Origin of the sequence: Streptomyces sp. XY431, assembly GCF_001279805.1 — a bacterium.
Classification (GTDB): Bacteria; Actinomycetota; Actinomycetes; order Streptomycetales; family Streptomycetaceae; genus Kitasatospora; species Kitasatospora purpeofusca.
On record NZ_LGDO01000010.1, the window covers coordinates 24966 to 30965 of the forward strand.

Below are 6000 nucleotides of genomic sequence, written 5' to 3' on the forward strand. Positions count from 1 at the left end.
TCAGCCGCCCGAGCGCGGCTCCATCCGGAGTTCGAAGGCCGCCGTTCCGGGATCCAGAGCGGTCACCCCGCCGTCGACCGTGAGCACCGCGCCGTTCACATAACCCGCCGCCGGGGAGAGCAGCCAGCCGATCGCGGCGGCCACCTCCGCCGGCTCCGCCGGCCGGCCCGCCGGGGTCAGTGCCGTCGCCTCGCGGTAGGCCTGGTCGACGCCGCCGGCCAGCTCGGCCTCCTCGGCGAAGCGCGCCATCCTGCGGTCCGCCATCTCGGTCCGCACCCAGCTCGGGCAGACGGTGTTGGCCCGCAGACCGCGCCGGCCGTAGTCGACGGCCAGCGAGCGGCAGAGCTGGAGCAGCGCGGCCTTCGAGGTCGCGTACGCGGCACTGCCGGCGCCGTTGCGCAGCGCGGAGACGGAGGCGACCGCCACCACCGCGCCGCGCGCGACCAGCAGGTGCGGCAGCGCCTCGCGCAGCAGGAGGAAGGGGCCGGTGAGATTGGTCCGCATCACCAGCTCCCAGTCCTCCAGCGTCACCTCGCCCACCGAACCGCCCCGGCCCACACCGGCGTTGAGCACCAGACCGTCGATCCGGCCGTAGGCGGCGACGGCGGCCGCGACCAGCCCCCGGACGCCCTCCGGCTCGGTGGTGTCGGAGACGTGCGCGAGCGCCCCCGTCTCCCGGGCGACCCGCTCCAGCGGCTCGCGCCGACGGCCGGACACCACCACGTGGTGGCCCTCGGCCCGCAGCAGCCGCGCGGTGGCCGCGCCGATGCCGGTCCCTCCGCCGGTGACGACGACTACACGCTGGTCCGACATTCCTGTGACCTCCGGGATCGATGTTTCGTGAACCGTCGATCCTAGGCCGCGGGCCGACAGCCCGTCAGGTCCGGTCCCCCGGGGCCGGGCACTGTCGGAGGCGGGCCGTAGATTCGGCGCGACCGAGCACCAGTTGAGCGATTCGCGGACAGGACAGCGAGCCCGATGAACCCCGTGACCCCGATCCCCCCGACCGCCGAGCACGGCATCGCGCTCACCGAGCGCGTGATCGCCTCCGTCGAGGCGGACCCGCACCGGCCGATCCTGGACTACAGCGCGTGGGCCGGGCCGTGGCTGACCGGCGAGCCGCAGCCGCTGCCGGCCGGCCCGCCGGCCGAGGCGGTCTTCCCCAGCGGCCGGCCGCTGCCGCCGAGCCTGCGGCGCTGGCTGGCCTTCGACACCGGGCTGCTGCGCCGGTTCGGCTGGCTCGACGAGGAGGACCGCTTCACGCCGAGGCCGTTGGGCGAGCTGGCGCGGGACGAGCTCGGCGAGCTCTGGGGCTCCTGCTTCGACGGTGTCTCGGACCGCTTCGACGAGTGCTTCCTGCTCCCGGGCGGTTCCGACTCGCGCCGGGTCCTGGTGACGGGCGCGGGCGACGCGCACGGCGAGTACCCGGTGCTCGCGCTCGACGTGGACGACATCCCGTGCGTCGAGCTGATGTACCCGGGGCTGGACGTCTATCTCGCCGACACCTGCGGGCTGCTGACCATCGAGGGCGACGGCTACTCCGCCCTGGCCCGGAACCCCGTGTACGCCCGCCGGATGCTCACCCACGCGCAGCAGGTGTTCGGCGGCGAGTTCGCCGAGGAGTGCTTCCCCGACCTCTGAGACCTCCGAGCGGACCGGTGCGCGGCGGACCAGCACGGGGCGGTCCGGCACGGGGCGGTCCGGCACGGGCGGACCAGCGCTCCGGACCGTCCGCACGCCCCCGTCACCTGCTCCGCGCCGGGCCCGCTGCCGCCCCGCGGGTTCGTGACAGACTGGCCCGCCATGGGTGAGAGCGAGACGGGCGAGGCCGTCCCGGGGCTGCCGCTGCTCGTGGTGGACGGCGCCAACGTGGTGGGTTCGGTGCCCGACGGCTGGTGGCGCGACCGGCACGGTGCGGCCGAGCGGCTGCGGGACGCGCTCGCGCCCGTCGCCGGCCACGGGGTCCCGGGCGAGCGGGCCGACGTCCCGGCCTGGGCGCGGACCGGTCCGCTGGAGGTGCTGCTCGTCGTCGAGGGCGCGGCCCGGGGCGTCACGGCCACACCCGAGGTACGCGTCGAGGCCGCCCCCGGCAGTGGTGACGACCTGATCGTCGTACTCGTCGCGGCGGCCCTCGCCGCCCGCCCCGGACGGAGCTGCCTGGTCGTCACGGCGGACCGGGGCCTGCGCGCCCGGGTCACCGCACTCGGCGCCACCGTGACCGGCCCCCGCGCCGTCCGCCCCGCCTGACCCTCGCGCCCGCCCGCTGCCTCCCGGCTCCCGGCCCCCTCCCGCCGGTCGAGCGGGCCCACCGCCGTCACCCGGACACCGGGGCCTCGACGGCTCATCATTTCGGTGGACGCGGTCCGGCCCGGGCTGACGCCCCGGGGCCGCAGCCCACCGCCCGGATCCGGGCCCTAGCACGAAGTGGCCCTTGCTCGGGGCAAGTTCACCCGGAGACCGCTCGCATTGGCGAACCGGGGGCGAGCGCCGGTTCGGGGCGTACGGGGCGCGGTAAACCTGGTGCCATCACCGGCCCGGCGACGGGTCCGGAGGTCCGGCCGGACCGTTCCCTCCGGTGCGCGCGACGCACGGCCACGGCGGAGTCCCGGCGGGCCGGACCGACCGCGGCACCGACCGGCCGCCCAGCGAGCAACCACGACCCGGCGGCCGTCCCGGCCACCGGCGGCGGAGAGGAGAGACAGCGGCAGCGGACCGCACGACCAGGTCCTGCCACCGGCGCGCGCCCACCGTCCCCGGGCGCCGCACGGCGGAGGCCCACCGTGCCGCGCACCACCCGCGCGCCACCGCCCACCGCACCGCTCCGAACCCTCAGGCCCACCGGCCGCCCGCCCGTCCCGTCCCCCCACTCTTCCGATCGTTTGAGGATGCTGAATGCTTGGTGCTGGTTCGTCACCCGGACGCCGGCGCTCCGCCCCCGTGCTCGTCTGGCTCCTGCCCACCGTCGTGACGGCTGCCGTCGCCGCCGTCGCCGTGGCCGCGGCCACCCCCGACTCGCGCCTCCCCGTCGCCGTCTGCGCGGCGGTGGGCACCCTGGCCGTGGTCCTGGTCGCCGCCGAGGCCGCCCGCCGGGGCCGGGCGACGGAGGAACTGCGCGCGCGGGCCGTCCAGCGCGAGGGTGAACTGATCCGCCGGCTCACCCGGCAGGAGACCGAGTACATCCGACTGGCCAAGTCCGTCCTGCCCGCCGCCATGACCCGGCTCACCCACGGCGAGGGCCTGGAGGACGTGGTCAACGCGTACACCCTCCAGGACGTCACGGTCGGCGCGGAGTTCCGGACCGCGCAGCAGACCCTGCTGCGCGCCGTACTGGAGACCGTCGAGAACGAGGAGGCGCTGCGCGAGTCCTCACGGCGCTCCTTCGTCAACATCGCCCGCCGTGTGCAGGCGATCGTCCACCGGCAGGCCGCCGAGCTGCGCATCATGGAGCACCGGCACGGCAACGACCCCGCGGTCTTCGACGACCTGCTGCTGGTCGACCACGGCAACGCCCTCATCGGCCGCCTGGCCGACAGCATCGCCGTCCTCGGCGGCGCGCGGCCGGGCCGGCAGTGGAACCGGGCCGTGCCGCTGTACAGCGTGCTGCGCGGCGGCATGTCGCGGATCCTCGACTTCCAGCGGGTCGAGCTGCACCCGGTCTCCGACGTGGCGGTGGTCGGCCCGGCGGTCGAGCCGCTCATCCACGCGGTGGCCGAACTCCTCGACAACGCCACCCGCTACTCGCCCCCGCACACCAGCGTGCACCTGACCGCCGTCGAGGTGCAGACCGGCATCGCGATCGAGATCGAGGACGGCGGGCTCAGCCTCAGCGAGGAGGGCCGGGCCCGCGCCGAGCGGATGCTGCTGGAGGCGCAGGCCGGCATCGACCTCAACGAGCTCGGTGAGACCCCCCGGCTCGGCCTCGCCGTCGTCGGCCGGCTCTCCCGGGCGTACGGCTTCCAGGTCTCGCTGCGCCCCTCGGCCTACGGCGGGGTGCGGGCGGTGCTGGTCGTGCCGCAGGAGCTGATCACCACCGCGCCCGCGACCGGGCGCGCCCACGGCATCGGTGTCACCGGCTCGTCCGGTCCGGAGCCGGTGGACGACCGCCGCCCGCACACCTCGCCACCGCCGCGGCGGCCGCTCTCCGGCTCGCTGCCGGGGCCGCTCAGCGGTGGGGAGGACGTCCCGGTGGTGACCGAGCGCACCGCCACCGGTCTGCCCCGTCGGCGCCGGCACGCCGCGCCGACGGCCCGGATCGGCGTCACCCCGACGACCCGCACCACCACCGCCCGCTCCACCGGCACCACCGGCCGGGCGGCGACCAGGGGCGGCGCGGCGGGCGCGAACGGTACGGCCGGCCCGAACGGCGCATCGGCAGTCAACGGCTCGACGGGCTCGAACGGCTCGGCCGGCTCCAACGGCTCACCGGGCCCGACCGGCCGGGGCGACGGGTTCGGCGGCCCACCCGGCCGGTCCGGTGCCGATCCCTCGACCCCGGCGGGGGCGGTGCAGCCGGGCCTCTGGCTGGCCGCCTTCACCGAAGGGGTCAACGGCACGGGCGCGGCCGACCACGACAACGGGGACACGACGGGGAGGGACGAGCGGTGATTCAGCCACGGACCAACATGGACTGGCTGCTCAAGCAGTTGGCGGACGAAGTCCCGCACGTCCGGAACGTCATCGTGCTCTCCGCGGACGGCCTGCGCATGGCCCAGCACGGCACCGAGACCGACACCGCCGACCGGCTCGCCGCCGCCTGCGCCGGTCTGCAGAGCCTGGCGGCGGCCGTGGGCCACGAGTTCCCGCACGGGGACGGCCGGATGCGGCTGGTGGTGATCGAGATGGGCGGCGGCTTCTTCTACCTGATGGCGGCCGGCGCCCGGGCCTTCCTCGCGGTACTGGCCGACGAGGGCGTGGACGCCGGGCTGATGGGCCAGCGGATGCGCGACCTGGTCGCCCGGATCGGCGAACACCTCAGTACGCCTCCCCGAAGGGGCGAGCCCGTCGCATGAGCACAGCCGGCCGGGACTGGGGCGAGGACGCCCCGGAACGCTTCTACGTGATCACGCGCGGCCACACCCAACCGGCCGGACGGGCCGCGTTGGACCTGGTCACGCTGATCGTCTCCCGTGCGGAGCCCACCCCCTCGATGCCGCCCGAGCACGCGGCGATCCTGCGCCTGTGCGGATCGCCGCTCTCGGTGGCCGAGATCTCCGCCTACCTGCGACTGCCGGTCAGCGCGGTCACCGTGCTGCTGGCCGACCTCGTGGCCGAGGAGCGGGTCGAGGCGCGCGCCTCCGTCCCGGCCGCGCTTCTCCCCGACCGTGCCCTGTTGGAGGCGGTGATGCATGGACTTCAGCGCCTCTGACACGGTGCGCGGGCCGGCCGACGAGGATCTCCTGCCGGACTCGGCCACCGCGGCCGTCAAGGTGGTCGTCGTCGGCGGCTTCGGCGTCGGCAAGACCACCCTGGTCGGCGCGGTGAGCGAGATCCGTCCGCTGACCACCGAGGAGACGATGACCCAGGCCGGGGCGGAGGTCGACGACCTGGCCGGGATCGAGCGGAAGTCCGAGACCACGGTCGCGATGGACTTCGGCCGGATCAGCATCAGCGACGAGCTGGTGCTGTACCTCTTCGGCACCCCCGGGCAGGAGCGGTTCTGGTTCCTGTGGAACGGCCTGTTCGAAGGGGCCCTGGGCGCGGTGGTGCTGGTCGACACCCGTCGGCTGGAGGTCAGCTTCGACGTGATCGGGCGGTTGGAGGACCGCGGCGTGCCGTTCGTGGTCGCCGCCAACGCCTTCCCCGGCGCGCCCGCCCACCCGGACGAGGAGCTGCGGCTCGCGCTGGACCTGCCGCCCGAGGTCCCGATCGTCGCGTGCGACGCCCGGGTCCGCGAGTCCGGACGGGACGTGCTGCTCGCGCTCATGCACTACCTCTACGACCTGGCGGGGTCGCGGGCCGCGCGGTGAGCGCACCACCCGCCCCTGCCCCACTCCCCCACCC

The 6000-nt window shown here is 75.6% G+C and carries 7 protein-coding genes; 6 read left to right on the forward strand and 1 reads right to left on the reverse strand.

The features are described from left to right. A complete protein-coding gene (locus tag ADK60_RS02215; RefSeq protein WP_053642731.1) occupies window positions 1-813 on the reverse strand; it encodes an SDR family NAD(P)-dependent oxidoreductase in 813 nt (270 codons plus the stop codon). A 174-nt stretch (window positions 814-987) separates the two neighbouring features. Here ADK60_RS02215 and ADK60_RS02220 point away from each other — a divergent pair, with 174 nt between their 5' ends. The 6 genes from ADK60_RS02220 (at window position 988) to ADK60_RS02245 (ending at window position 5966) form a co-directional block, all read left to right on the forward strand. Further along, the gene (locus ADK60_RS02220) at window positions 988-1641 is read left to right on the forward strand and encodes a hypothetical protein (protein ID WP_234370899.1); all 654 of its coding nucleotides are present in this window, start codon (window positions 988-990) and stop codon (window positions 1639-1641) included. 162 nt (window positions 1642-1803) lie between these two features. Then, on the forward strand, window positions 1804-2247 hold the full coding sequence (locus ADK60_RS02225) for a hypothetical protein (RefSeq protein WP_053642735.1): 444 nt from the start codon (window positions 1804-1806) through the stop codon (window positions 2245-2247). Between the two features lie 690 nt (window positions 2248-2937). Beyond that, window positions 2938-4605 (forward strand): ATP-binding protein, encoded by a 1668-nt coding sequence (locus ADK60_RS02230; RefSeq protein WP_053642737.1) that lies wholly within the window; start codon window positions 2938-2940, stop codon window positions 4603-4605. Beyond that, entirely contained in the window at window positions 4602-5009 is a 408-nt protein-coding gene (locus ADK60_RS02235; RefSeq protein WP_030301817.1) for a roadblock/LC7 domain-containing protein, read from the forward strand. The genes ADK60_RS02230 and ADK60_RS02235 overlap by 4 nt, the downstream gene beginning before the upstream one ends. Then, a complete protein-coding gene (locus ADK60_RS02240; RefSeq protein ID WP_045945116.1) occupies window positions 5006-5365 on the forward strand; it encodes a DUF742 domain-containing protein in 360 nt (119 codons plus the stop codon). Before ADK60_RS02235 ends, ADK60_RS02240 begins: the two co-directional genes overlap by 4 nt. Next, entirely contained in the window at window positions 5346-5966 is a 621-nt protein-coding gene (locus ADK60_RS02245; protein WP_053642739.1) for a GTP-binding protein, read from the forward strand. Before ADK60_RS02240 ends, ADK60_RS02245 begins: the two co-directional genes overlap by 20 nt. Window positions 5967-6000 lie beyond the last annotated feature (34 nt).